The 20,928-nt window shown below is 70.6% G+C and carries 18 protein-coding genes and 2 riboswitches; of the genes, 9 read left to right on the forward strand and 9 right to left on the reverse strand.

The window, feature by feature from the left end; genetic code table 11:
• Positions 1–168 precede the first annotated feature (168 nt).
• From BLQ50_RS01675 to BLQ50_RS01705, 7 genes are all read left to right on the forward strand, one after another.
• Positions 169–861 carry a hypothetical protein gene (locus tag BLQ50_RS01675; RefSeq protein WP_139185683.1) on the forward strand — a complete coding sequence of 231 codons (693 nt, stop codon included), beginning with the start codon at positions 169–171 and terminating at the stop codon, positions 859–861.
• Positions 845–1,117, forward strand: a complete 273-nt coding sequence (locus BLQ50_RS01680; protein ID WP_093180720.1) for a hypothetical protein — start codon at positions 845–847, stop codon at positions 1,115–1,117. Before BLQ50_RS01675 ends, BLQ50_RS01680 begins: the two co-directional genes overlap by 17 nt.
• An 84-nt stretch (positions 1,118–1,201) precedes the next feature.
• Positions 1,202–2,254, forward strand: coding sequence for a helix-turn-helix transcriptional regulator (locus BLQ50_RS18905; protein ID WP_093180722.1), 1,053 nt, complete (start codon positions 1,202–1,204; stop codon positions 2,252–2,254).
• Positions 2,255–2,316: 62 nt separating this feature from the next.
• Positions 2,317–2,853: a PH domain-containing protein gene (locus BLQ50_RS01690; RefSeq protein WP_093180723.1), complete on the forward strand. Its 537-nt coding sequence runs from the start codon at positions 2,317–2,319 to the stop codon at positions 2,851–2,853.
• Positions 2,854–3,084: 231 nt separating this feature from the next.
• Positions 3,085–3,189, forward strand: a riboswitch (SAM riboswitch).
• Positions 3,190–3,195: 6 nt separating this feature from the next.
• The gene (locus BLQ50_RS01695; RefSeq protein WP_093180725.1) at positions 3,196–4,269 is read left to right on the forward strand and encodes a methylenetetrahydrofolate reductase; all 1,074 of its coding nucleotides are present in this window, start codon (positions 3,196–3,198) and stop codon (positions 4,267–4,269) included.
• A gap of 10 nt (positions 4,270–4,279) precedes the next feature.
• Positions 4,280–6,649, forward strand: a complete 2,370-nt coding sequence (metE, locus tag BLQ50_RS01700; protein WP_093180727.1) for a 5-methyltetrahydropteroyltriglutamate--homocysteine S-methyltransferase — start codon at positions 4,280–4,282, stop codon at positions 6,647–6,649.
• Between the two features lie 203 nt (positions 6,650–6,852).
• Positions 6,853–8,052: an RNA-guided endonuclease TnpB family protein gene (locus tag BLQ50_RS01705; RefSeq protein ID WP_093180728.1), complete on the forward strand. Its 1,200-nt coding sequence runs from the start codon at positions 6,853–6,855 to the stop codon at positions 8,050–8,052.
• Positions 8,053–8,211: 159 nt separating this feature from the next.
• Here BLQ50_RS01705 and BLQ50_RS01710 read toward each other — a convergent pair whose 3' ends face one another.
• The gene (locus BLQ50_RS01710) at positions 8,212–8,682 is read right to left on the reverse strand and encodes a GNAT family N-acetyltransferase (protein WP_175558981.1); all 471 of its coding nucleotides are present in this window, start codon (positions 8,680–8,682) and stop codon (positions 8,212–8,214) included.
• Between the two features lie 109 nt (positions 8,683–8,791).
• Here BLQ50_RS01710 and BLQ50_RS01715 point away from each other — a divergent pair, with 109 nt between their 5' ends.
• Both BLQ50_RS01715 and BLQ50_RS01720 read left to right on the forward strand, forming a co-directional pair.
• The gene (locus BLQ50_RS01715; protein ID WP_093180732.1) at positions 8,792–9,691 is read left to right on the forward strand and encodes a sugar phosphate isomerase/epimerase family protein; all 900 of its coding nucleotides are present in this window, start codon (positions 8,792–8,794) and stop codon (positions 9,689–9,691) included.
• Between the two features lie 193 nt (positions 9,692–9,884).
• The gene (locus tag BLQ50_RS01720) at positions 9,885–11,333 is read left to right on the forward strand and encodes an SDR family NAD(P)-dependent oxidoreductase (protein WP_093180733.1); all 1,449 of its coding nucleotides are present in this window, start codon (positions 9,885–9,887) and stop codon (positions 11,331–11,333) included.
• A gap of 60 nt (positions 11,334–11,393) precedes the next feature.
• Here BLQ50_RS01720 and BLQ50_RS01725 read toward each other — a convergent pair whose 3' ends face one another.
• The 8 genes from BLQ50_RS01725 to BLQ50_RS19160 all read right to left on the reverse strand — a co-directional run bounded on the left by BLQ50_RS01725 (position 11,394) and on the right by BLQ50_RS19160 (position 20,860).
• Complete coding sequence (locus BLQ50_RS01725) at positions 11,394–11,813, reverse strand: (deoxy)nucleoside triphosphate pyrophosphohydrolase (protein ID WP_093180735.1); 420 nt, start codon at positions 11,811–11,813, stop codon at positions 11,394–11,396.
• A gap of 52 nt (positions 11,814–11,865) precedes the next feature.
• Positions 11,866–12,111: a LuxR C-terminal-related transcriptional regulator gene (locus BLQ50_RS01730; protein WP_093180736.1), complete on the reverse strand. Its 246-nt coding sequence runs from the start codon at positions 12,109–12,111 to the stop codon at positions 11,866–11,868.
• Positions 12,112–12,495: 384 nt separating this feature from the next.
• Entirely contained in the window at positions 12,496–12,891 is a 396-nt protein-coding gene (gcvH, locus tag BLQ50_RS01735) for a glycine cleavage system protein GcvH (RefSeq protein ID WP_093180738.1), read from the reverse strand.
• A gap of 127 nt (positions 12,892–13,018) precedes the next feature.
• Positions 13,019–14,164, reverse strand: coding sequence for a glycine cleavage system aminomethyltransferase GcvT (gene gcvT, locus BLQ50_RS01740; RefSeq protein ID WP_093180739.1), 1,146 nt, complete (start codon positions 14,162–14,164; stop codon positions 13,019–13,021).
• Positions 14,161–17,193, reverse strand: a complete 3,033-nt coding sequence (gene gcvP / locus BLQ50_RS01745; protein ID WP_093181616.1) for an aminomethyl-transferring glycine dehydrogenase — start codon at positions 17,191–17,193, stop codon at positions 14,161–14,163. The genes gcvT and gcvP overlap by 4 nt, the downstream gene beginning before the upstream one ends.
• Positions 17,194–17,416: 223 nt before the next feature.
• Positions 17,417–17,519, reverse strand: a riboswitch (glycine riboswitch).
• A 63-nt stretch (positions 17,520–17,582) separates the two neighbouring features.
• A complete protein-coding gene (locus BLQ50_RS01750; protein ID WP_093180741.1) occupies positions 17,583–18,074 on the reverse strand; it encodes a hypothetical protein in 492 nt (163 codons plus the stop codon).
• Between the two features lie 305 nt (positions 18,075–18,379).
• Positions 18,380–19,585, reverse strand: coding sequence for an aminotransferase class I/II-fold pyridoxal phosphate-dependent enzyme (locus BLQ50_RS01760; RefSeq protein WP_093180744.1), 1,206 nt, complete (start codon positions 19,583–19,585; stop codon positions 18,380–18,382).
• Between the two features lie 126 nt (positions 19,586–19,711).
• On the reverse strand, positions 19,712–20,860 hold the full coding sequence (locus BLQ50_RS19160) for an App1 family protein phosphatidate phosphatase (protein ID WP_093180746.1): 1,149 nt from the start codon (positions 20,858–20,860) through the stop codon (positions 19,712–19,714).
• Positions 20,861–20,928: the final 68 nt, after the last annotated feature.

Raw genomic sequence — 20,928 nt, forward strand, 5'->3', positions numbered from 1 at the left:
TCGACGTCCCACGTTGACTGGTGGTTCGCGAGGCTAGGGACCGGGGGGTTGCAGCCACGCGACACGGTCATCAGCGATGTGATCGGGCCTCTTGTGCAAGAGGCCCGGTCACAGGGGCTCCTGAGATGGAGCTTCACCTGGCACCAGAGCTCGACCCGGACTTCGCTCATGCTGGCGCTGCTGGGAACCGCACGTGTGGGACAGCTGCTGCCTGCGAGCTGGATCACGGCAGAAGACCGATCGGACACCGCGGTGTCCTGGCCGCAGGGGGGCCAGGAGACCGGGGCAGCCGCCTCGGACCTCGCCGAGTCCTTCGAAGAGCTCAGCTGCGACCTCGCGGTCTGGGCCGCCCAGGAACTCTCCCGGGAGACCGCCCGCGCCGCCCTCGGCGCCCTGCTCCTGCACGACGCCGCCCACGTGCTGCTGAGCCGACAGGTCTCGGACCCGCATCGCGGGGCCGGTGCCTGGGAGGAGTACTGGGACCGCCACGAGGCCACCTGGGGCCACCGCCACGACGCGGTCGCCCCGACGCTTCTCGCCCTCGACCTCAGTGCCCTGGCGACCTACTCCCTCGGGCCTCAGGTTGCCGAGCTCCGCTCGAGCTCGGTCGCGACCGAGTGGCGACACCGGTGGTCGCGCGGGCTGGAGCGCCTCCTCGACCGGTCGCGCGAGCTCGACCTCCCCAGCTCCCCGACCCGGCTCACCCTCATCCACTCCCACCTCCTCCTCAACCGCCTCGGCTTCCTCCCGCACGAGGAAGCCAGGCTCGGAGCGGTCGCTCGGGCGCTCGACGCCGAGAGCACCCCGCGCGCGGAGGAGCCCTCGCCGACAAGAGGTGAATGCCATGAACACTCTCACTGACGAGACCCTCGACCTGGCCGAGCGGCTCGAGGCCGCGGTGACCCTGGACGGGGTCCTCAACGAGTCCGCGATCGCCACCGCGCTCGACGTGCCGCGCGCGGCCGCCGCGAACCAGATCCGACGGCTCGTCGCCGACGGGGCGATCCGGCCGTTCGAGCAGACCCGTTCCTACGTGCTGACGACGGAGGCCTGCGAAGGGCTGCGCAACCGGTGGGCCCGGTCGTGGGCCCTGGCCGTCTGGCCTGCGGACTCGTAGAACCCCTCGGCGGTCTCGACGTATCTGCGGCCCGGTGATGAGCTAGGCTCGAGGGCACCGTCGTCGCACACCCGAAGGGGCGCCATGCCAGCACCCGATGGCCCACGCGACCAGGTGGCGAGCGAGACCGCGATGCGCCTCGGGCTCAGCGACACCGCCCGCGAGGTCTACCTCTTCACCGCGTCGAACCCAGGCCTCGATCGGGCGGTCGCCCGTGACCGCCTAGGCCTGCCCTTCGACGAGGTCGACGTCGCATTGGCGTCCCTCGAGGCCGCGCGGCTCATCCGCAGGTCGTCCGGCGACCAGGGCTCCCACCATGTCTCCTGGGTGGCCGTCGCGCCCGAGCTCGCCGCGACGAGCCTGCTGGCCGATCAAGAGGAGCAGGTCGCCCGCCTCAGCCTGGACATCGCCGAACGCCGGGCACAGTTTCTGGCGCTGCTCCCCGGCTACCTGGACTCCCGGGCCGGCAGCTACTCCGAGGCCGGCATCGAGGTGATCGAGACCGGCGAGGAGGTCAACACCGTCCTGTCCCGGATCATCCGCGACACCCAGAAGCAGTGCTGGTGCGCGCACCCGGGCAACGGGCTCAATCCGGAGAACGTCCGCACGTCGTGGAAGAACGACCAGGAGATGATGGCCCGTGGCGTCGAGCTGAGGTCGATCCTCCAGCACAGCACCCGGACGCAGCTCGGCGCTCAGCGGTATGCGGCCCTGGCCATCCCGGCCGGCGCGAAGATCCGCACCATCCCGCTCGTCCCCGCGCGCACGCTGATCTACGACGGGGAGCTCGCCTTTCTCAGCCGCTTCGTCGACGGCCGCCCCAAGGGCGCCCTCCTGGTCCGCGACCCTGACCTCGTGGGCTACCTCATCCAGGTCTATGAGGCGACCTGGTCGCTCGCGCAAGACTTTCCCATCGACGTCGAGCCGGCCGGGTCGGACACCGAGCTCGACGACACCTCCCGGGCTGTGCTGGCGCTGCTCGCCGCGGGCCACAAGGACGAGGTCATCGCCCGGCGGCTGGGGTGCAGCGTGCGCACCGCCCGACGGCACGTCTCGGCGATCATGGAGACCCTTGAGGCGGAGAGCCGCTTCCAGGCGGGCGTGCGCGCCGCGCAGGCCGGCTGGCTCGACGCCTGAGCGTCGGCCCAGCGAGCCCTGGACCATACCCTCCTCGGGGCCGCTGTGGCAGGATGCTCGCCATGGGAATCCAGAGCACGCTCGGCGAGGACGAGTACGTCGTCCTCAACCTCCGCACGCACGTCAAGGCCCTCTTCGTGGCGATGCTCGTCCTTGTGGTCACCGTCGTCGCCGGGGTGATCCTCGCGCTCATGGCCCCGGAGGGCTCGGCCCAGCAGGGCCTGCGCTGGGCGATCCTCGGCGTGGCCGTGGTGATCATCCTGCTGTGGAGCTTCATGCCGTTCCTGCGCTGGATCACCTCCCGCTACACGATCACCAACCGCCGCCTCATCACCCGCAGCGGGATCATCACGCGCACCGGCCGTGACATCCCGCTGTACCGGATCAACGACGTGACCTACGAGAAGGACCTGCTCGACCGGCTCCTCGGCTGCGGCACGATCATCATCTCCGACGCGACCGACAAGGCCGGTGTCGTGCTGCACGACGTCCCTCGAGTGGAGAAGGTCCAGGTCCAGCTGCACGAGCTGCTCTTCGCGGCCGACGACGGGTCCGACGACGGCGAGTTCCCACCCACCGAGCCTCGCCGCCGCCGCTGACGCACCTGCCCCGGGCACGCACCACACCCACCCGGGCAAGCCCCACACCCACCCCGGTCGAGCACCGCCACCCTCGCCCACCACCCGCTGAGTGCGGCCGAATGGCTGCCCGATGTCCGGTTTGGGCAGCCATATGACCGCACTCAGCGGGTGATGCGAGCCTTCCCAGACGGATTCGTCTCACGCTTCGAGAGCCTCTAGCCCGCCTGCTGGATGCCCTCTAGGGTGGGACTACCATCCAGAGCGGTTGAGAGTCCTGGCTCGTCGACACCGCAGCAACCCCCCACAATGGAAGCCTCCTGAGGGTGCGGGTGCTAACGCCAGGTCCGATGGAGAGACCTCATGACGGCTTCCGACGTACCACCGAGCGCTCCGGCGACGGCCCACGCAGCACCCGAGCTGAACGCTGCCCACATCCGTCCCCCCACGCGCCAGCGCCCCACGATCTCCTTCGAGCTCATGCCCCCGCGCAACCCCGCAGCCGCCCCGAAGTTCTGGGGGACGGTCGAGCGTCTGATCGCCGCACGCCCCGACTTCGTGTCCGTCACCTACGGCGCGGCCGGCGGGGACCGCGACACGGCCCGCACGGTCATCAGCCGGATCCTCGAGCACGCACCCGTCCTGCCGATCGCCCACCTGACCTGTGTCGGCGCCTCCCGGGACAACGTCGCCGAGGTCATCGACGAGTTCCTCGCCGAGGGTGTGCGCAGTTTCCTCGCGCTGCGCGGGGACCCCCCGCGCGACCAGCCGGACTGGCGCCCGCACCCCGACGGCGTGCACTCCTCCGACGAACTCGTCGCGCTCCTGCGCGAGGTCGAGGCCACCCGGTGCGCGTCCAACCCGTCCACCGCCCTGCGTTCTGCGGCCCGACCGCTGACCATCGCCGTGGCCACCTTCCCCGACGGCAACCTCGCCGCCGGCACCACCCGCACCCAAGAGGTGCAACGGCTCCTGGAGAAGCAGCAGGCAGGCGCGAACTTCGCCATCACCCAGCTCTTCTACGAGGCCAGCACGTACATCGACTTCGTCACGGAGGCCCGCGCGGCCGGTGTGACGATCCCGATCCTCGCGGGGCTGCTCCCGATGACCGACCCGTCCCGGCTCGCCCGGGTCGAGTCCCTCACCGGTGTCCCCGCGCCGTCGGCCCTCGTCCGTGAGCTCGAGGCTCTCGACGACCCGGCCGCACGCCACGCTCTCGGTATTCGCGCCTCGGTCGAGCTCGCGAACGCCGTCCTCGCAGCCGGAGCCCCGGGCCTGCACATCTACACCTTCAACAAGCACGAAGCCGCACTTGACCTGCTCGAGGGCGTACACCTCGGCGGCGAACCAGTTCACCCGGGCTTCTCCGGCACTGGTTCTGACCTGGCCAGCGGGCCGTGGGTCGGCGCATCCCCAATACCTGCAGTTCTCACCTAAAGGGATGACCATGACGACACCTCACGAGCGCAGCTCCATCTCCCCCCAGGGAACATTCCCGGCATTCCCCGCCGGAACCGTCCTCGGCTACCCCCGCATCGGCCCGCGCCGCGAGCTCAAGAAGGCCGTCGAGTCCTTCTGGGCCGGCCGGATCGACGCGACCGAGCTCGAGGCCACAGCCGCGACCCTGCGTAAGAACACCCGCGACCGCCTGGTCTCCCTCGGCCTCTCGGCCACAGACGCCGCGATCCCGGGCACCTTCTCCTTCTACGACCAGGTGCTCGACGCCGCGGCGACCGTGGGCGCCGTGCCCACCCGTTTCGCCGGGCTCACCGACGCCAACGGCACCCTCGACCTCGCCGGCTACTTCACCGTTGCCCGCGGCGCAGGCGAGGACGCCCCGCTCGAGATGACGAAGTGGTTCGATACGAACTACCACTACCTCGTCCCCGAGATCGGCCCGGACACCGAGTTCCGCTTCGCGAGCGACCGCATCGTCCGCGAGTTCGCCGAGGGCCTGGCCGACGGCGTCACGACCCGCCCCGTGCTCGTCGGCCCGGTCACGTTCCTGCTGCTCAGCAAGGCAGCCGACGACGCACCGGCCGGCTTCCAGCCGCTCTCCCGCCTCGCCGACCTGCTCCCCGTCTACGCCCAGGTGCTCACCGCTCTCGCCGCCGCCGGGGCGACCTGGGTCCAGCTCGACGAGCCGGCCCTGGTCACCGACAACATCGACGTGCCGCTCGCCGACGTGCTCACTGCGGTGACTGCCGCCTACCGCGCGCTCGCGACCGACCTGACCCGTCCCACCCGCCCGGCCATCCTGCTCGGCGCCCCCTTCGGCGACCTGCAGGAGGCGCTCGTCGTCGTCGCGGCGACCGACGTCGAGGCCCTGGCCATCGACCTCGTCAAGGGTTCTGCGCCGACCGGCCCGGTCGCCGGCCTGGAGACCAAGACCCTCGTCGCCGGCGTCGTCGACGGCCACAACATCTGGCGCGCGGACCTGTCCGCCAAGCTTGAGATCGTCGAACGCCTCCAGGTGCTCGGCGCCGGCGCGGTCACGGTGGGCACGTCCACCTCGCTCCAGCACGTGCCGCACACCACGGCCGACGAGCCCGACCTCGACGACACCCTGAAGAGCTGGTTGGCCTTCGCAGACGAGAAGGTCACCGAGGTCGTCACCCTCGCGCAGGGCCTGACCGAGGGCCGCGAGGCCATCGACGCCCAGCTGGTCGCCGCGAGCGCGGCCGTCGCCTCCCGCGCGACCGCTGCGGGCGTCGTCGCGGCAGACGTCCGTGAGCGCACGGCTGCCCTGGCCGACGGCGACTTCCACCGCGGCCCGGCCGCCGAGCGGCGCGCGGCGCAGGCCGAGCGGCTCAACCTGCCGCTCCTGCCCACGACGACCATCGGGTCGTTCCCGCAGACCCTCGAGATCCGCAAGGCGCGCGCCGCCCACGCCAAGGGCGAGCTCTCCCTCGAGGCCTACGAGGACGAGATGCGCGCGGAGATCAAGCGCGTCGTCGACCTGCAGGAGGAGATCGGCATCGACGTCCTCGTGCACGGCGAGGCCGAGCGCAACGACATGGTGCAGTACTTCGCCGAGCTGCTCGACGGCTTCGCGGTGACCCAGAACGGGTGGGTGCAGTCCTACGGCTCGCGCTGCACGCGCCCGTCGATCCTGTGGGGCGACGTGTCCCGCCCGGCGCCGATGACCGTGCGCTGGACCGAATACACGCAGTCGCTGTCGACCAAGCCGGTCAAGGGCATGCTCACCGGACCGGTGACGATCATGGCCTGGTCCTTCGTCCGCGACGACATCGCGCTGGGCGAGACCGCGAACCAGATCGGCCTCGCGCTGCGCGACGAGATCGGCGACCTCGAGTCCGCCGGCATCGCGATCATCCAGGTGGACGAGCCCGCGCTGCGCGAGCTGCTACCGCTGCGCAAGGCGGACCAGGCGGCCTACCTCGACTGGTCGGTCAGCTCCTTCACGCTCTCGACCGCCGGGGTTCGCCCGGACACCCAGATCCACACGCACCTGTGCTACTCCGAGTTCGGTGAGGTCATCGGCGCGATCGACGCCCTCGACGCGGACGTGACCTCGATCGAGGCCGCCCGCTCGCGCATGGAGATCCTGCCGGACCTCAACGCCTCCGGGTTCTCCCGCGGGGTCGGCCCTGGCGTGTACGACATCCACTCCCCGCGCGTGCCCTCCCAGGACGAGGTCACCGAGCTGCTCGAGCTCGCGGTGAAGTCCGTCGACCCAGCCCTGCTGTGGGTCAACCCCGACTGCGGGCTCAAGACCCGCGGCTACGCCGAGACGACGCCGTCCCTCAAGCACCTGGTCGAGGCCGCTCGCGCGGTGCGCGCCCAGCTCGGCTGACAGCCGGCCAGCCGGTTGCCGGCGCAGCGGGTGGTCCGAGACTCACGTCTGGGACCACCCGCTGCGGCGCACTGTGCGCACCCAGGTCTCGACCTCGGCGCGTGAGCGCAGGCGCACGAGGGTCAGGTGCGGGGCCGTTGCCTCTGGTGTCGGTGGTGAGGTGCACGATGGGCTGGCTGGCAATTGGGGAAGTGGGTGGTGAGATGACGTTGCAGGGTTTCCGGCTCGAGCTCGCGCCCACGCCTGAGCAGGCCGGGCGGTTGTCCGCGCATGAGGGTTTGCATCGGGTGGTGTTCAACCATTGCCTCGCGCGCGTCAAGGCCGTGATGGATCAACGCGCGGCTGAGCGGTCGTACGGCATCGTGGATGCGGACCTGACGCCAGTCCAGTCGTGGTCGGGTCCCGGGTTGGAGAAGTACTGGCGCGAGACTGCGGCGACATACCCGTGGTTCGCGGGTGAGCGCATGTCTTCGCGGGTGCCGAAGGAGGCGTGCCGGTCGTTGGCGGCGGCCTTGTCGAACTGGTCGACGTCGAAGGCCGGGGCGCGCCGGGGCCGCAAGGTTGGGTTCCCCGGCTTTCGCCGGCGTAAGGATGGTGGCAGGTTCCGCATGGACTCCGATCGCATTCACCCCACAGGTGCCCGCGCCATGCACATTCCAGCTGTGGGCGTGGTCCGCACTCGGGAGGATGCCACCTGGCTCACCGGGCGCCTGGCAGAGGGCCGGGCGCGCATCTTGGGCGGTGCTGCCTCCCGGGTGGCGGGGCGGTGGTGGGTGTCCTTCCAGGTCGAGGTCGACCGCACGGATATCAACGCCCACCACCGCGCGCCCACTGATGGCCCGGTCGTCGGCATCGACCTCGGGATCAAGACCTACGCGACCATCGCGTCCTCGGACGGGACCGTGGTGGAGGTCGCCAACCCGCGTCATCTGGCCCGAGCTCAGCGCAAGCTGGCCAGGCTCAACAAGGCCCTGGCGCGCACCCAGCGCGGGTCGGCCAACCGTGCCAAGGCCGTCCGCAAGGTTGCCCAGGTGCATCTGGACGTCGCTCACGCGCGGGCGGACTTCGGGCACAAGTTCACGACGGAACTGGCGAGAACCAAGTCCGTGATCGTCGTGGAAGACCTGCACGTAGCAGGCATGGTCAAGAACCGCAGGCTCGCCCGGGCGATCTCCGACGCAGGGTGGGCCACCGTCCTGCACCAGCTCGCCTACAAGGCAGCCTGGTACGGGTCGCGTCTGGTGGTCGCCGACCGCTGGTTCCCGTCTTCGCGCCTGTGCTCGGCGTGCGGGGTCATCAACACCGAACTCACCCTGGCTGATCGGGTGTGGACGTGCCCGTGCGGCATCGTTCACGATCGTGACGTCACCGCCGCCCGCAACCTGCTGGGCCTCGTAGCCTAACCAGTACGACCGTCGCCGGGAAGTTCCCCGGAGACGCAAAATGCCTGTGGAGGCAGCATCAGACTCCCTCGGGAGCAGCAGCCAATGAAGCAGGAAACGAATCACTTACGATTCGTGAACGGCCAAGCATCTGCATCCGAGCATCCTAAGCCGCTGCGGCTACAGCGTCTTGGTCATCAGCGCGGCCGGTCCGAGCACGGTCGTCACCCTGTCCACCACGCGCCACCCCGACTTCAGGTAGAGCAGCTCTGCGTGCTCGGTGACCAGGTACAGGGTGCCCACGCCGCGAGCGCGGGCCAGGTCCTCGACCTCCCTGCCCAGCCGGGTCGCGAGCCCAAGGTCGCGATGCTCCTCGTGGACGAACATCGCGGCCATCCAGGGCGAGAGGTCGGGCCGGTCGGGGAGGTCGCTCGGCCACAGGCTCGCCATCCCGATCGCCCGTCCGTGCTTGACGGCGACAACGGTCTCGAGGCTCGCGTCGTCGGCATCGGTGTCCTCGTGCGGCGTGAATTTCGCGACGGCGCGCGCGAGGGTGCTGCTGCTCTGGCTACCCCACAGGCCGAAGGACCAGGCCGCACACACGTCGGCGTGCTCGGGGTGCTCGCTCAGCAGGACGAACTCGATGCTCATCATCCAGTTCTACCGGACACTGGGCCTGCTCACCCCTGCTCAACCCTGCTGACCCACGGTCCGCACGTCGCACGGCTCGTGACCTGCTCGCGGCACTAGTGTGAACGGTATGCCTGACATCGCACCGGACGTGCAGCCGACCACCCCGAGCGACGCCGCCATCAAGGTGACCCTGTCGAGCGCATCGGTATACCCGCGCAAGGTCGCCTACGCCTTCGAGCTCGCCGCCGAGCTCGGCTACGACGGCGTGGAGGTCATGGTGTGGTCCGACTCGACCACACAGGACGACAACGCCCTCGCCCACCTGGCCCAGCAGTCCGGCGTCGAGATCCGCTCGATCCACGCCCCCACCCTCCTGGTCAGTCAGAACGTCTGGGGCGCCAAGCCCGGCCCCAAGCTCGCCAAGGCGGTGGACATGGCGTCCTCGCTCGGGGCGAGCACCGTCGTCGTGCATCCGCCGTTCGCGTGGCAGCGCAAGTACGCCCGCAAGTTCGTCGACCAGGTCCACGAGCTCACGGCCGAGTCCGGGCTGACCATCGCCGTGGAGAACATGTACCCGTGGCGCCCACGCAAGCACGACTACGGCGCGTACCTGCCCGGCTGGGACCCGACCGAGCACGACTACGACTCGGTGACGTTGGACCTGTCCCACGCCGCGACAGCACGCCAGGACTCCCTGGCGATGGCCAAGGCCTTCGGGAGCCGACTGCACCACGTCCATCTGACCGACGGCACCGACTCCGGGATGGACGAGCACCTCGTGCCGGGCCGCGGCTCCCAGCCGGCAGCAGCGCTGCTGCAGCACCTGAGCGGCTCCGGGTGGACCGGCGACGTCGTCATCGAGATCGGCACCCGCAAGGCCCGCACCGCCGCCGAGCGCCACGACGACGTCGCGCAGTCCCTGACCTTTGCCCGGACGTACCTGACCCCCGGGCCCCACGCCGACTTCGTCCCGACCCCACCCCCCGCCCACCACCGCCCCGACGACGCCTGGGAGCTCGCCCCCTGACCCCCTCCCCTCCCGCTGAGTGCTGGATTTTACACAATAAACGCCGCATTTCGCCTGTAGAACCCGGCACTCACGGGATCCGACGGCGTTGGAGCGGCGGGGCGGCGGGGGTCGGGGCGGCGTCTGGGCTGGTCGCGGCGGTGTGGACGGCGGGGGTCCGGGAGCACCGGCGAACCGGGGGATAATCGGTGTCATGCCTATCGATCCTGCCGAGCTCGCCGCTGCCGTCCGCGTGCTCGAGGCCGCCAACGACCTCGACCCCGAGCACCCGGACAAGATCGCGCTGCAGCGCGCCACGGCCAAGCTCTACAAGACCGTCAAGAAGCAGCGCCGCGACGCCGCGAAGGACGCCATCCGCTCGGCGGACCACGCCATCATCGCCGCGACCGCGACGGGCGCACCCAGCCGCATCGACGACGAGACCCAGGGCCTGGAGCTGCTGCCCGCGGCGACCGGGCACTCCGCCGGCACGCTCCTCAAGTCGCAGGCCTGCTACGTCTGCAAGCAGCAGTACAACGACGTCGACGTGTTCTACCACCAGCTCTGCCCCGAGTGCGCGGCCCTCAACCGGGACCGCCGCGACGCCCGCACGGACCTGACCGGCAAGCGCGCACTGCTCACCGGCGGCCGCGCGAAGATCGGCATGTACATCGCGCTGCGGCTGCTGCGCGACGGCGCGCACACGACGATCACCACCCGCTTCCCGAACGACGCCATCCGCCGGTTCAAGGCCATGGACGACGCCGAGGACTGGATCCACCGCCTGCGCATCATCGGCATCGACCTGCGCGACCCGGCCCAGGTCGTGGCCCTGGCCGACGACGTCTCCGCGCAGGGTCCGCTCGACATCCTCATCAACAACGCCGCCCAGACCGTGCGTCGCTCCCCCGGGGCCTACGCGCCGCTGGCCGCAGCCGAGGATGCCGAGCTCCCGGCCGGGTACCTGCCCGAGACCCTGACCTTCGGGCGCAGCCACGACACCCACCCAGCCTCCCTCGAGGGGACTGTCCCGACCGAGGCGACCGCCATGGCCCACCCGAGCGTGACGACGGCGGACCTGCTCACCAAGCTGGCCCTGACCGCCGGCTCCGCCTCCCTGGACCGGGTCGCGAACGCGACCGCGATCGATGCCGCGGGCCTGGTCCCCGACCTCGTCTCGTCCAACTCCTGGGTGCAGAACGTCGAGGACGTGGACCCGCTCGAGCTGCTCGAGGTCCAGCTGTGCAACTCGACCGCGCCGTTCATCCTCATCAGCCGGCTCCGGGAGTCCATGCGGACCGCCGCGGCCGACCGGACGTACATCGTCAACGTCTCGGCGATGGAGGGTCAGTTCTCCCGCGGCTACAAGGGACCGGGGCACCCGCACACGAACATGGCCAAGGCCGCGGTCAACATGCTCACCCGGACCAGCGCGCGCGAGATGTTCGAGACCGACAACATCCTCATGACGAGCGTCGACACCGGCTGGATCACGGACGAGCGGCCGCACACCACGAAGGTGCGCCTGGCCGAGGAGGGCTTCCACGCGCCCCTCGATCTGGTCGACGGCGCGGCGCGGGTCTACGACCCGATCGTGCGTGGGGAGCTCGGCGAGGACGTGTTCGGCTGCTTCCTCAAGGACTACAAGCCGTCCGCCTGGTAGACCTACGTCCGGGACCTCGGGTACCGGTGTGCCCAGCTTCAGCCCAGGCGCTCGGGCGCCTCAGGCGAAGTGAGAGTCGAGCGCTTCGACGATCCGCACGTCGCCGTCGAGCCACGGCACGTCGAAGAAGCTTGACGGCTGCAACCAGCGGAGCTCGTCGTGCTCGATGAGAGGCTCCGGCTCACCGCCGGTCACACGGGCGAACCAGAGCCGCATGACGTGGCGATCGGTGATCACCCAGGCCCCGTCGTCGGGTCCCACCAGCTCGCGCCCGAGGTCCACACGTACACCGAGCTCTTCGATGAGCTCGCGGTGCAGACCCTCGACGGGCGTCTCACCGGGATCGACCTTGCCGCCCGGGAACTCCCACCGGCCGGCGAGGTGCTCAGGGCGTGACCTCCGCGCAGCCAACAGGGCTGTCGGACGGGAGAGGTCGTCGACGATGACTGCGGCCACGACGAGAACAGGCTTGGCTGACATACCTGAGATTCTCTCAGGTATGTCGATCATGCCGGGTCGTACCCGAGATCGGTCAGCCTTCGGCCTGGTACAGACCGGCCGCGCGCGCCCACTCCACAGCCTCGGAACGGGTCGAGACGCCCAGCTTGCGGTACACGCTGCGCACCTGAGACTTCACAGTGTTCCGAGTCACGAACAACTTCGAGGCGATCTGCTCGAGCGTCACCTCTTCGGTGAGGTTGGACAGCACCACACGCTCACGCCGGGTGAGCGAGCCGCTCGACGTCTTGGCCGATCCTGACAGCTCCATCGTGGTCATTCTTCCTCCAGCCATTCCCGGCGTCCCAGCGACTCTGGATTCGTGCCCGGTTACTTCTGTCACATGGAGAGACATGCCTGCCGTCGATCTATGACGCGAATTTCACCCCGAGTTTTGGAAAGTTCCCCCACTGCGGGTGATGACAACATCCGATCGACTGTGTCCTCGCAGATCAGATGCCATTTCTGGTGGCTTTTGAGGACCCCTGCGAGCCGTGAATCTCTCCACAATCCCGTGAATATCCCTCTAATCCAACCATCATTTGACCCATCCGCACTCCGGGAAAAACCGGCAGACAGTTGGATCTCCGGCCAACCGGGCGGCCCAGGTGGCGGTCGAGGCCAACTCTGGCATAGGATCCCTCTCCCATCCGTTACCAGAACGTTAGAAACCGACCTTGGCCTCGTACTCCTGGGCAGACAGGACGGGTCCGACCTCGGTCACGTCGACCTTGATGAGCCAACCCGCCCCGTAGGGGTCGGAGTTGAGCAGCTCGGGGCTGTCCACGGCAGCCGAGTTGATCTCGACGACGGTGCCGCTGACCGGAGAGAACAGTTCCGAGACTGACTTGGTCGACTCGACCTCGCCGATCACCGATCCGGCTGTGAGCTGGGTACCCACCGCGGGCAGCTCAAGGTAGACGATGTCCCCGAGGGCGTCCTGCGCGGTCCAGGTGATACCGATCGTCGCCGGGGAACCGTCTGTGAGCCACTCGTGCTCGACGGTGTAGGTGAGGTCTGCGGGGAAGTTCGACGGGGTGTTCGACGGGGTGTTCGACATAGTGATCTCCAGAGGACGTTGAGCGGAAGGCTGAGAGAGAAGCTGGCGGGCCTGGGTGTGGAACGACTGACCTCATCGTTCCTCACGCAGGCCCACGACCGCGAGATGAAACGCGGATCAGTTCCGGTCAGGAACGGGCCCGCCGGTAGAACGGCAGCTCGACGACCTCCACAGCCTCACCGCGGCCCCGCACGTCCACGGCCAACCGGGTGCCCACGGCGGAGACCTCGGGGGTGACGTAGGCGAGCGCGATCGGGTAGCCGAGCGTGGGGGACGGCGCCCCGGAAGTCACATGCCCGATGACGAGGTCAAGCTTGGTCGCGTCGAAGGCCACCGGGTAGCCGGCCCGCGCCGGGCGCCGCCCGTCGACCTTGAGACCGACGAGCACCCGTGCGGGCTCGGAGCCCTTGCGCGAGGCCAGCGCGGCGCGTCCCACGAAGGCCAGCGGCTCGCCGTCGGGCCCGGTCTTGTCCAGGCGGACGACGCGGCCCAGGCCAGCCTCGTAGGGCGTGGTGGTGAGGTCGAGCTCGTGGCCGTAGAGCGGCATGCCCGCCTCCAAGCGCAGGCTGTCCCGGCAGGACAGCCCCGCCGGCACGAGGCCGACCGGGGCGCCCTGGGCGAGCAGCGCACGCCACAGCTCCACCGCCTGGCCGCCCGGGACGAACAGCTCGAAGCCGTCCTCGCCGGTGTACCCGGTCCGGGCGACGAGCACGTCAAGACCGGCCACGACCGCCGTCGTGATCGCGTAGTACTTGAGCCCAGCGATCGCGGCGGCGGTCTCGGGGCTGGCCAGGGCGGTGACGATGCCCTCGGCGAGCGGACCCTGGACGGCGATGAGCGCAGTCTCGGGCGAGGTGAAGATGACCTCGGCGGTGAAGTTCCGCACCCGCTCGACAAGCTCGCCGAAGACGACGTCGGCGTTGCCGGCGTTGGCCACGACGAGGAACTCGGTCTCGCCGGTGCGGTAGACGACGAGGTCGTCGATCACCGCGCCGTCCTCTTGCGCGATCATCGAGTAGCGGGCCCGGCCCACCTCGAGGGTGCTCAGCCAGCCCACGAGGGCGTAGTCGAGCGCGGCGCCCGCACCGGTCCCAGTCACGGTGATCTCGCCCATGTGGGAGAGGTCGAACAGTCCCGCGGCGGAGCGCACCGCGTTGTGCTCGGCGAGGTCGGAGCCGTAGCGCAGCGGCATCTGCCAGCCGCCGAAGGCCGTCATGGACGCACCGAGGGCCACGTGCTCCTCGTGCAGCGGGGTGAACCGTTCGGTGCTCATGCGTTGTCCTTGCTCACTGAGGGGATCGTGGTAGCAGAAGGGGTGGGAGAGGCAGGCGCCACGTCGTCGGCGTATGCCTCTATGGGCGGGCAGGAGCACACGAGGTTGCGGTCCCCGTACGCGCCGTCGATGCGGCGCACCGGCGGCCAGTACTTGCCAGCGCGCAGCGAGGGCAGCGGGTAGGCGGCCAGCTCGCGGAAGTAGGGCTTGTCCCAGGCGTCGGAGACGACGGCGGCCGCGGTGTGCGGGGCCTGGCGCAGCGGCGAGGAGGCGAGCTCCCAGGTGCCGGCGGCGACCTCGTCGATCTCGGCGCGGATGGCGAGCATGGCGTCGATGAACCGGTGGATCTCGGCGAGGTCCTCGCTCTCGGTCGGCTCGACCATGAGCGTCCCGGGGACCGGGAAGGACAGCGTCGGGGCGTGGAAGCCGTAGTCCATGAGGCGCTTGGCGACGTCCTCGGCGGTGACCCCGGTCACCGCGGTGAGCGGGCGCAGGTCGAGGATGCACTCGTGCGCGACGAGCCCGCCCGGGCCGGTGTAGAGCACCGGGAAGGCGTCGCCCAGGCGTGAGGCCAGGTAGTTCGCGGAGACGACGGCGATCTCCGTGGCCCGGCGCAGCCCGTCCGGTCCCATGAGGGAGACGTAGGCGTAGGGGATGGGCAGGATGCCCGCGGAGCCGAAGGGCGCCGCGGAGACGGGCGCCGCGCCGTCGGTCGCGAGCGGGTCGCCGGGCAGGAACGCCGCGAGGTGCGCCGCGACGCCGACCGGGCCGACGCCGGGGCCGCCGCCGCCGTGCGGGATGCAGAACGTCTTGTGCAGGTTGAGGTGGGACACGTCCCCGCCGAACTGTCCGGGCTTGGCGAGGCCGACGAGCGCGTTGAGGTTCGCCCCGTCGATGTAGACCTGACCGCCGACGCCGTGCACGAGGTCGCAGACCTGACGCACCCCCTCCTCGTAGACACCGTGCGTCGAGGGATAGGTGATCATGATCGCGGCGACCTGCGGGCCGTGCTGGTCGAGCTTGGCGCGCAGGTCCTCGAGGAGGATCTCCCCGTCGCCCGCCGTCGCGATGACGACGACGCGCATGCCGGCCATCGCGGCCGAGGCCGCGTTGGTGCCGTGCGCGGAGGCGGGGATGAGGCAGATGTCGCGGCCGGCCTCCCCACGCGAGCGGTGGTACCCGGCGATCGCGAGCAGGCCGGCGAACTCGCCCTGCGACCCGGCGTTCGGCTGGACCGAGACCGCGGCGTAGCCGGTGATCTCGGCGAGGTTCGCCTCGAGGGTCGTGATGAGCTCTGCGTAGCCCTGCGCCTGAGACCGAGGGGCGAAGGGGTGCAGGCCGGCGAACTCGGGCCAGGAGATGGGCTCCATCTGCACGGCGGCGTTGAGCTTCATGGTGCATGAGCCGAGCGGGATCATCGTGCGGTCTAGGGCCAGGTCCTTGTCGGAGAGGGTGCGCAGGTAGCGCAGCATCTGGGTCTCTGAACGGTGGGTGTGGAAGATCGGGTGTTCTAGGTACGTGCTTGTCCTGCGGTATGAGTGGGGCAGGGAATCTGGGGAGCCCGGCCCGCCCGCGGCGACTTCGTCGCCGATGCCCGAGCCACGCCCTGCCGGGCTCCCCAGATTCCCTGCTGCTGCTGAGAAAATCTGCGCGAGCTGTTCCACGTGGAACGGCGTGGTGGTCTCGTCGCAGGCGATCTGGACGTGATCGGCGTCGGGGGCGTAGAGGTTGATGCCGGCGGCGTCGGCTGCCGCGACGATCGCTGCGGAACCTCCGGGGACGACGAGGCGGACGGTGTCGAAGAAGGTGGTGTGCTCGACGGTGAGGCCGGCTGCGCGGGCTGCGGCGGCGACGGCTGTCGCGCGGGTGTGGGTGCGTTCGGCGATCGCCTTGAGGCCTGCGGGGCCGTGGTAGACGGCGTACATCGAGGCGACGATCGCGAGCAGGGCCTGCGCGGTGCAGATGTTGCTCGTCGCCTTCTCGCGGCGGATGTGCTGCTCACGGGTCTGCAGGGCGAGGCGGTAGGCCACGTCGCCGTCGGCGTCGACGCTCACACCGACCAGGCGGCCGGGGAGCATCCGCTCGATGCCCTTGCGCACCGACATGAAGGCGGCGTGCGGGCCGCCGTAGAAGAGCGGGACGCCGAAGCGCTGGGCGGAGCCGACGGCGACGTCCGCGCCGAGGTCGCCGGGGGCGGCGAGCAGGGTGAGGGCGAGCAGGTCGGTCGCGACCGTGACGAACGCGCCGGCCGCCTTGGCCTCGGCGACGATCGGGGCGAGGTCACGGGCCTGCCCGCTCGCGCCGAGCTGGGCCACCACGAGCCCGACGACGTCGGCGCCCTCCTGACCGGCGGCCGCGAGCGCGGCGCTCACCCCGGCGGCGAAGCCCCCGGACAGGTCGGCGACGACGACCGGGAGGCCGATCGCGTCGGCGCGGCCCAGGGTGACCGAGAGGGACTGGGGGAAGAGGTCGGCGTCGAGCACGACGACGCCGGGGCCGGCCGTGGCGGGGCGCTTGGCCGCGCGCCACATAAGCGCGACGGCCTCGGCCACGGCGGTTGCCTCGTCGAGCAGCGAAGCGTTGGCGACGTCGAGGCCGGTGAGGTCGCAGACGACGGTCTGGAAATTGAGCAGCGCCTCGAGGCGGCCCTGGGAGATCTCCGGCTGGTAGGGCGTGTACGCGGTGTACCAGGCGGGGTTCTCGAGCACGCCGCGGCGGATGACGGCCGGGGTGATCGTGTCGTAGTAGCCGAGGCCGATCATCTGCGTGCGCATCTGGTTCTTCGCGGCGATCGCGCGCAGGTCCGCGAGGACCTCGGCCTCGGTGCGGGCCGCGGGCAGGTCGAGCGGGCCGTCGAGGCGGATCGAGGCGGGGACTGCGGCGTCGATCAGCGCGTCGACACTCGGGTAACCGAGGTGGTCGAGCATGACCGCGACGTCGTCGCGGGAGCCGGCCGATCCGTCGCGGGGGCCGATGTGGCGGCCTACGAACACGTCGTCGGCGGTCGCGCGCGGGGGGTGGGACGAGATCACGGGAGGCTCCTGTGCAGTCGGGGACGGCGGTAACCGGACCCCATGGTCATGGATCCTCCCCGCTCTGTCATCGGACCCGTGCCGCCTGGGCTGGGCCCGGTTGGGAGGGTCTACCTGAGAGTTTGGCCCGCGATGGTGGGCGGGCTTGCCCCTTCGGTGAGGCAGGCGGCGGGGTCCCGGGAAGGGGACTGCCGACGTCGGACCTGCTGTTCAGAGTTGCCTTGCCGCGGCGGTACATGGGCCTGAGAGTTTCCCGGGGAGGGTTTGCTCCTTCGGCGCCTGAGGTGGTGGGTGGCCGGTCAGGACTCTCCCACCGCGGTTCGAACGGCGCTGTATGTGGTTGTGAGACCAAGCGTACCGGGCGGTGGGAGCGTCGAGGCTGGCGGTCACATCGTGAGCATCACGTCCTGTGCGGTGCAGTCGCCGGCCGCGGCGAAGACCGCGTCCTTGAGGATGTCCATGCTCTCCTCGGTGTCGTTCCCGGAACCGGCGTCGAGCGCAATCAGATACAGCGGGGCGAAGAGGAAGCGCGTCTCGTCCGGTGCGCTCAGCTGGGCGGCCACGGCGCGGTCGGCGATGTCGCCGTAGCCGTCGGATTCAGCGGGGTCGACGAGCCTGAGGTCGGCCATGATCGTGTTGAACTCTTCGCAGGAGGACTTCACGGTGGTCGTGGCGCCGTCGGTGAGATCGGTCTCGTCCTCGGTCGCCTCGTCGTCGGGCGTCTCATCCTCGGGCGTCTCGTCATCCGAGGCTGACGTGGTGTCCGTCGGGGACGAGGGCTGGGGGTCCGTGTCGGAGGAGCTTGAGGAGCAGGCACCCATCGCCAGGACCAGCCCGAGCGACAGCGTGGTTGCAGCAACGGTTCGAGCGATCAGCATGGGGTTCCTCGTCGTCTGAGGTCGCCGACCCGGGGGCCGCGACCTGTCCAGGATGGTCTCCCACAAAACTACCCGCGGACACGGCCCGCAGACCGCCCCCTGCATGGGGACTAGTCCCCTCAGGTCCGCAGTCCGAGGACGACAACGATCGTCACCGCAGTGACGAGGGCGAACCCGAACGCGAGCATCAGGGCGACTCCGACGCCGCGCGCAACCCTGCCAGAGGTAGTACGGCACCGGCGAGTTCCCGGGCGCCGGTCGGCCGTTGTCCTCTCCTGCGCGACGCCGGTTGCCGGGTCCCGCACTCACGTCGCGGACGGGCCCTCGAGCGTGGCCTGCCACGCGACGATCCGATCAACCGCCTCGGCCACGACCTCGGGCGCGGCCGCGAAGGACAGCCGGACCCAGTCCTTGCCGCGGACGGCGTCGAAGTCGGTCCCCGGGGTGAGCGCAACCCCGGTCTCGGCGAGCAGCCGCGCGCACCAGGTGACCGAGTCGAGGCCGGACCGGGACACGTCCGCGTAGACGTAGAACGCGCCGTCGGCCGGGGCGACCGGTCCCCAGCCGAGCTCGTCGAGCCGGTCGAGCACGAGGCGCCGGGACGTGGCGTACTGCTCGACGTTCTCCCGCGCGGCGGCGTAGCCCTCCTCGCTGAAGGCGGCCGTGCCTGCGTGCTGGGCGAGGGCCGGCGGGCACAGCGCGACGTTGCCGGCGAGCGCGTCGACGGGGGTCACGAGGTCGTCGGGGAGCAGCAGCCAGCCCAGGCGCCAGCCGGTCATCGCCCAGTACTTGGAGAAGGAGTTGACGACGACGGCCCCGCCGCCGAGGTACGCCGCCGCGGTCGCGGCGCCGGCGCCCGGGGCTGCCAGGCCATCCGGCCCGTAGGTGATCCCGTGGTAGATCTCGTCGCTGATCAGGCGGACGTCGAAATCTTCGCACCAGGCCGCGAGCGCGGCGAGCTCGTCGGCGGGGAGCATGGTCCCGGTCGGGTTTGCCGGGCTCGCAATGATCAGGCCGTCCAGGCCACCCTCGTAGTAGGCCTGCTGCAGCTGGGACACGGTCGGCTGGTACCGGGTCTCGGGGCCGCAGTCGAGCTCGACGACCTCGCAGCCCAGCGAGGTGAGGATGTTGCGGTAGGCGGGGTAGCCCGGGCGGGCCAGCGCAACCCGGTCCCCCACGTCGAAGGCGGCGAGGAAGGCGAGCATGAACCCGCCCGAGGACCCGGTGGTCACGGCGACCTGCGCGGGTGAGATCTCGACGTCGTACCAGCGGGCGTAGTGGTCGGCGATCGCCTGGCGCAGGGCCGGGGCGCCCATCGCCTCGGTGTAGCCGAGGTCACCCGCGGTGAGCAGGTCGATCGCCCTGCGGCGCACGGCCTCCGAGGCGCCCGTCGCCGGCTCGCCGGCGCACAGGTTGAGCACGGAGCGACCCGAGTCGCGCAGCGCGTTCGCCGCGGCGAGCACCTCCATGACCGCGAACGCCGGGACCTGGGACCGACCGGAGATCTTCATGCCGCCATCCTCCCCCATCCCCCTCGCCAGAGGCAGGCAAGCCCCTCGCCGAGCGCGGGGACAGACTCCGCTGAGTGCGGGGAAACGGCTGCCCAAACCGGACATGAGGCAGCCATTTGACCGCACTCAGCGGAGGGGGAGGATGCCGGCGGCGCGCAGGCGGCGGGCGAGGGTCTGGCCGTCGGGGCCGCGGACCTCCGGGACGGTCGTCCCGGTCACCGTCCCGCCGTCGGGCCGCGCGGCGTCGGCGGCCGTGGGGGCGCCGTGGGCGAACACGTGCTCGCTCGAGGACAGCTCACGGATGACGACGGCGCGCACCGCGCTCGGGTGCGCGCGGGCGAAGTCGCGGTAGATCTGCGGGTCGCGCTGGCCGTCGTCGCCCACCAGGACCCACCGGATGTGCGGGAGCTCGGCCGCGAGCCGGTCGAGGGCCTGGCGCTTGTGCTCGGGGCCGCTGCGGAACAGTCCCGTGTTCGTCGGTCCCCAGTCGGTGAGCAGCAACGGCCCGGCCGGGAAGCGGTGGTGGGCGAGGAACCGGCGCAGCGCGGGCGCGACGTTCCACGCGTTCGTGGACAGGTAGACCACCGGCATGGCGGCGTCGAGCCCGCCCAGCTCGGCGTAGAGCTGCGACATCCCCGGGACGGGAAGCCGTGCGTCCTCGTGCAGCACGAGGAGGTTCCAGATCGCGCTCAGCGGCCGCGGCAGCATGGTCACCATGACCGTGTCGTCGACGTCGCTCAGCAGGCCGGTGCACGGCCGCGTGGAGATCACCCGGACTGGCGCGAGCACGGCCGGGCCGCCCTCCGGGAGGATCCGGACGTCGTGCCACCCCTCCCCCAGCGTCGCCGGGAGGGTCACGTCGATGTAGCCGCCTCGGTCGGTCAGGACCTCGTGCACCGCGCCGCCTACGACCACCTGGACCCGCGTTCCCGGGAGCTGGGCGGTGACGAAGCTGCGCCAGCCACGCACGGCGCGCAGCGTCTCGGGCGTCCTCATGCGGGCCCGACGGCGCCGCAGCTGGGGGGCGGAGTCCTTGGGCTGGGCCGTGGGGTCGCTCGCCTGGTTGCCGCCGGAGGCCGACGGCGCGGGCGCGAGCATGACCCGCGCCAGGACCCGAATCCACCCCGGATCCGCTCCCGGAGCCAGCCCGTACCCCGCGTACGGCTCGACCCGCGGGCTCCATCCGCGTCGCCTCAGGGCCGTGGCCAGCCCGCGGTCGAAGCGCGACTCCCACCGCCCGGCCCAGTGCGGTCTGCTCGACGCCTCGGTGCCCATGCACACGCAGTCTTCCAGGCCCGCCCGGCTCCTGCCCGACGCCGCTCGTGACGACCTTCGGCTGAGGC

This window comes from Sanguibacter gelidistatuariae, from assembly GCF_900096585.1.
Lineage (GTDB): Bacteria > Actinomycetota > Actinomycetes > Actinomycetales > Cellulomonadaceae > Sanguibacter > Sanguibacter gelidistatuariae.

What these genes read in the sequence shown, in the direction of transcription:
- BLQ50_RS01750 (WP_093180741.1), bottom strand. Translation starts at nt 18,074, where the DNA reads ATGCTGATCGCTCGAACCGTTGCTGCAACCACGCTGTCGCTCGGGCTG.
- gcvH (WP_093180738.1), bottom strand. Translation starts at nt 12,891, where the DNA reads ATGTCGAACACCCCGTCGAACACCCCGTCGAACTTCCCCGCAGACCTC.
- BLQ50_RS01710 (WP_175558981.1), bottom strand. Translation starts at nt 8,682, where the DNA reads ATGAGCATCGAGTTCGTCCTGCTGAGCGAGCACCCCGAGCACGCCGAC.
- BLQ50_RS01675 (WP_139185683.1), top strand. Translation starts at nt 169, where the DNA reads ATGCTGGCGCTGCTGGGAACCGCACGTGTGGGACAGCTGCTGCCTGCG.
- BLQ50_RS01690 (WP_093180723.1), top strand. Translation starts at nt 2,317, where the DNA reads ATGGGAATCCAGAGCACGCTCGGCGAGGACGAGTACGTCGTCCTCAAC.
- BLQ50_RS01720 (WP_093180733.1), top strand. Translation starts at nt 9,885, where the DNA reads ATGCCTATCGATCCTGCCGAGCTCGCCGCTGCCGTCCGCGTGCTCGAG.
- BLQ50_RS18905 (WP_093180722.1), top strand. Translation starts at nt 1,202, where the DNA reads ATGCCAGCACCCGATGGCCCACGCGACCAGGTGGCGAGCGAGACCGCG.
- BLQ50_RS01730 (WP_093180736.1), bottom strand. Translation starts at nt 12,111, where the DNA reads ATGACCACGATGGAGCTGTCAGGATCGGCCAAGACGTCGAGCGGCTCG.
- BLQ50_RS01760 (WP_093180744.1), bottom strand. Translation starts at nt 19,585, where the DNA reads ATGAAGATCTCCGGTCGGTCCCAGGTCCCGGCGTTCGCGGTCATGGAG.
- BLQ50_RS01715 (WP_093180732.1), top strand. Translation starts at nt 8,792, where the DNA reads ATGCCTGACATCGCACCGGACGTGCAGCCGACCACCCCGAGCGACGCC.
- BLQ50_RS01695 (WP_093180725.1), top strand. Translation starts at nt 3,196, where the DNA reads ATGACGGCTTCCGACGTACCACCGAGCGCTCCGGCGACGGCCCACGCA.
- metE (WP_093180727.1), top strand. Translation starts at nt 4,280, where the DNA reads ATGACGACACCTCACGAGCGCAGCTCCATCTCCCCCCAGGGAACATTC.
- gcvT (WP_093180739.1), bottom strand. Translation starts at nt 14,164, where the DNA reads ATGAGCACCGAACGGTTCACCCCGCTGCACGAGGAGCACGTGGCCCTC.
- BLQ50_RS01705 (WP_093180728.1), top strand. Translation starts at nt 6,853, where the DNA reads ATGACGTTGCAGGGTTTCCGGCTCGAGCTCGCGCCCACGCCTGAGCAG.
- BLQ50_RS01725 (WP_093180735.1), bottom strand. Translation starts at nt 11,813, where the DNA reads ATGTCAGCCAAGCCTGTTCTCGTCGTGGCCGCAGTCATCGTCGACGAC.
- BLQ50_RS01680 (WP_093180720.1), top strand. Translation starts at nt 845, where the DNA reads ATGAACACTCTCACTGACGAGACCCTCGACCTGGCCGAGCGGCTCGAG.
- BLQ50_RS19160 (WP_093180746.1), bottom strand. Translation starts at nt 20,860, where the DNA reads ATGGGCACCGAGGCGTCGAGCAGACCGCACTGGGCCGGGCGGTGGGAG.